This window comes from Adlercreutzia sp. DFI.6.23 (assembly GCF_024462535.1).
GTDB classification, from domain to species: domain Bacteria; phylum Actinomycetota; class Coriobacteriia; order Coriobacteriales; family Eggerthellaceae; genus Adlercreutzia; species Adlercreutzia rubneri.
The window spans coordinates 1-299 of record NZ_JANGBP010000545.1 but is presented as its reverse complement, the minus strand read 5'-3'; the positions used below and the strand labels follow the sequence as shown (position 1 = coordinate 299).

Annotated in this window: 1 protein-coding gene; it reads right to left on the bottom strand. The window is 48.5% G+C overall.

Annotated features, from left to right (window positions below):
* Positions 1-108: 108 nt before the first annotated feature.
* A partial coding sequence (locus tag NE591_RS14520) for a type II toxin-antitoxin system RelB/DinJ family antitoxin (RefSeq protein WP_256157019.1) occupies positions 109-299 on the bottom strand: 191 nt, incomplete at its 5' end.

The window sequence follows — 299 nt, the reverse complement described above, 5'->3', positions numbered from 1 at the left end:
TAAGACCAATGACTGCTTCTAGCTCAGCAAGATCCCACTCTCGCTTACGAGCTTTCCTTTTTAAATCTCGGCTAAATGCTGGGGCAAACTTCGCTTCAAGTCGTGCGCTCATGCCAAAGCCGCCTGAATCAGATCGTGAGCGTTGCTGTAGCTCTCGCCCGATCCGTTAGTAATCATCTCCTTCGACTCGCGTATGGCAATCAGACTCTCCTCATTCGGCTGTTCGTAATCAAGCGAGAGAGGAATTGCATTGGTATTCACAATCTGCGTCAAGAATGCTCGCATAGCCGTAGAAATAT